Annotated in this window: 4 protein-coding genes; all 4 read left to right on the plus strand. The window is 40.6% G+C overall.

Annotated features, from left to right (window positions below):
- The first annotated feature begins 23 nt into the window (after positions 1-23).
- Positions 24-566: a DUF6431 domain-containing protein gene (locus E2L07_RS20260; RefSeq protein ID WP_134230508.1), complete on the plus strand. Its 543-nt coding sequence runs from the start codon at positions 24-26 to the stop codon at positions 564-566.
- Between the two features lie 123 nt (positions 567-689).
- Positions 690-1,961 carry a DDE-type integrase/transposase/recombinase gene (locus tag E2L07_RS20265; RefSeq protein WP_134230509.1) on the plus strand — a complete coding sequence of 424 codons (1,272 nt, stop codon included), beginning with the start codon at positions 690-692 and terminating at the stop codon, positions 1,959-1,961.
- The gene (locus E2L07_RS20270; protein WP_134230510.1) at positions 1,954-2,754 is read left to right on the plus strand and encodes an ExeA family protein; all 801 of its coding nucleotides are present in this window, start codon (positions 1,954-1,956) and stop codon (positions 2,752-2,754) included. Before E2L07_RS20265 ends, E2L07_RS20270 begins: the two co-directional genes overlap by 8 nt.
- The gene (locus E2L07_RS20275; protein WP_134230511.1) at positions 2,754-3,005 is read left to right on the plus strand and encodes a hypothetical protein; all 252 of its coding nucleotides are present in this window, start codon (positions 2,754-2,756) and stop codon (positions 3,003-3,005) included. The genes E2L07_RS20270 and E2L07_RS20275 overlap by 1 nt, the downstream gene beginning before the upstream one ends.
- Positions 3,006-3,094 lie beyond the last annotated feature (89 nt).

Consider the following 3,094-nt stretch of genomic DNA (forward strand, 5'->3'; position numbering starts at 1 on the left):
ATATTATTAGGGGGAGTTTTTTTATGATCATAAAACATAACTTTGGAATCGAACTTGAAGAATATGAGACAAGAGGCAGAAAAAATAATTTTCCGGTGTTTGATCGGTGTCCGAATTGTAACTGTATCGCTCAAGGAAACTTGCATCACAATGGTTATTACTGGCGCTATGGGGTCAATAAAAAGATAGAAAAACGAATTCCAATTTGTCGATTGAGGTGCTTAGCTTGTAAGGTCAACATCTCCATTTTACCTGATTTTCTTATTCCTTATTTCCAACATACACTGCATACAATCATTGGAAGGGTGCGTCGTTTCTTAAACGGAAAGAAAGTAGAAGGAAGCCGTCAACAATTGGAACAGCACGTGAGACGGTTTTATCAGAACCTTCATTGGATTCATAGCTTTTTCGCAGATGTAGGGCATCAATTGGGTTTATCGAAAAATCTAAAAAAAGAAGCCCTAAAATACGTGAAAATGATCCAGGATTTTGGCGAATCCACCTTCTTTCGAAGGAGCTGGGGTCACTTATCATCATATTTTATGGGCACATTAATTTTACCATAGTTATCGATGTAAAAAAATAAAAGCTGTCCCACATAAATCTTGCCTATGAAACAATTGGCGAAAAAAGTAGAATCATAAGCAATGGATAACCGGTTGTCCTTCTTAAAAAAGGAGGAAAAATGAATGGATGAAAAAACACGACAGGACATTGCTTTATTTCGTTATGGGTTAATTGCCCCTCTTTTAAATGGACAGGTGAACCCAAAGGAATATTTTCGTGAATTGGAGGGGAAAATCCATACCGTTCCACATTATGGAGAGCGGACAATTGCAGCCAAAACCATGCAGGAATGGCTTCTTCATTACCGAAGAAATGGATTTGATGCATTAAAACCTAAAAGACGTGCGGATCGGGGAAATACCAGAAGGCTATCACCAGATGACAAGGATCATATTCTGGAAGTACGAAAAAAATCTCTCCACATGCCTGTTAGTGTGTTCTACGAACAACTCATTGCGCGTGGAGAGATCACAATAAATCAAGTCTCTTACGCCACTATAAATCGTTTACTGAAAAAACACAAGCTCGCGGGCAAAAATCATATGAGCTTTCATCCGGAAAAGGAACGGAAACGTTTTGCCTATGATAAAGTCAATGTCCTGTGGCAGGCAGACTTGTCCCATGGCCCCTATCTTCCTATCGATGGAAAGATGAAAAAAACGTTTCTTATTGCTTATATCGATGACTGTTCACGTCTCGTTCCTTACGCTGAATTTTTCTCTTCCGAGAAATTCAACGGACTACGGGAAGTAACGAAACAAGCACTGGTGCGACGGGGAAAGCCAACCATCATCTATGCGGATAACGGGAAAATTTATCGTTCAGAAACGCTTCAATATGCGTGTGCCGAGTTAGGCATTACGCTAGCTCATACACAGCCATATGATCCTAAAAGTAAAGGCAAAATTGAGCGCTTTTTTAAGACTGTACAAACCCGTTTTTATCCGTTACTTCAAGTTGATCCTGTTCATTCCCTCATGAAACTGAATGAACGGTTTTGGCAATGGCTTGAGAAAGACTATCACCGGAGATCGCATGCATCACTCGATGGAAAAACACCACACGAAGTCTTTCAATCGCAATTGGATACGGTCACATTTTTAGACGACTTAACTGTGCTTGAAACGATCTTTTTAAAACGAGTCGAGCGAAAAGTGAAACTTGATGGAACGATTACGCTTGAAAAACAACTATATGAGGTGCCCGCGGAGTATATCGGTCAAAAAATTGAACTTCGAATGGATGAACAGACGGTCTATGTTTTTGAGGATGGTCAAAAGAGGGCTAAAGCTGTTCTAGTTTCCGTGCATAATAACGCCCATGTGAAACGAGGGCAATCTCCGTTCGCTCTTACAGAAACGAATCCTTCGAAGGGGGGCGCCAAGCATGTATAAAACGTTTTATTCACTAGCCAAAACCCCCTTTACCAAAGACATGAAACAGGCAGAAGCTTACCGTTCCACGAGCTATCAAGAAGCATTGAATGGGTTGAACTATTTACAAACATCGAAAGGAATCGGTCTGATTATCGGTGACCCTGGCGCCGGAAAAACATTCACCTTACGCTCATTCAAGGATTCCCTTAATCCTTCGTTGTATCATGTCGTCTATTTTCCATTGTCCACCGGTGGTGTGATGGATTTTTACCGAGGACTGGCTTATGGTTTGGGGGAAGAACCAAAGTTTCGGAAAGTAGATTTGTTTCGTCAGATTCAACAAGGAATTGAACGGATGGATCAGGGGCGCAAAGTCACTCCTGTTTTCATCCTTGACGAGATGCATATGGCAAAAGACGCCTTCTTACAAGATTTAGCGATTCTATTTAACTTCCAAATGGATTCATCGAACCCCTTTATTCTAGTACTCGCTGGATTGCCGCATTTAAAAACGCGGCTGAACTTAAATCACCACCGCCCGTTAACCCAACGAATCATCATGAGATATCAATTCCAGCCACTAAAAAAAGACGATGTTTTCGCTTATATTGATCACCACATGAAATTAGCTGGAGCGAACATGCCCATTTTTACAGAGCCTGCCCTAGAAGCCATAGCTTTACGCACACAGGGGTGGCCACGTGTCATCGACACGTTAACGACGAATTGTCTTTTATTTGGCGCACAATTAAAGAAGGAACAAATTGATGAGGAAATCGTTCGCATGGCAGCTGAAGATGGTGGTTTATAATGCGACAGCGATGCGGGATTATGGTTTCTGACATCCAGACTTGGAAGATCTGGATTGGTCAACAGAAGTATGACGCTTATGAAGGAATGGTTTTAAAAATCAAGATCCAGAATCGTTATTATCAAGCTTGTTTAGGCAAGGATCAACATGAGTGGTTTGTGACAATTGAACATGATGTCACGTTTAATCTCCGGATATTTGAGGTTTACAAAGTACAGATTGCCTCCGTTGATTTAAATCCAAACGTCTGATGCCTCTATTTAAGGGGCATTTTTTATGATCATATAGCCGAAATAATTTGGTAATTTATTTTCAAATCTGAAACTAAGTAAACAAAATA

Origin of the sequence: Halalkalibacterium halodurans, from assembly GCF_004376175.1 — a bacterium.
GTDB classification, from domain to species: Bacteria; Bacillota; Bacilli; order Bacillales; family Bacillaceae_D; genus Halalkalibacterium; species Halalkalibacterium halodurans.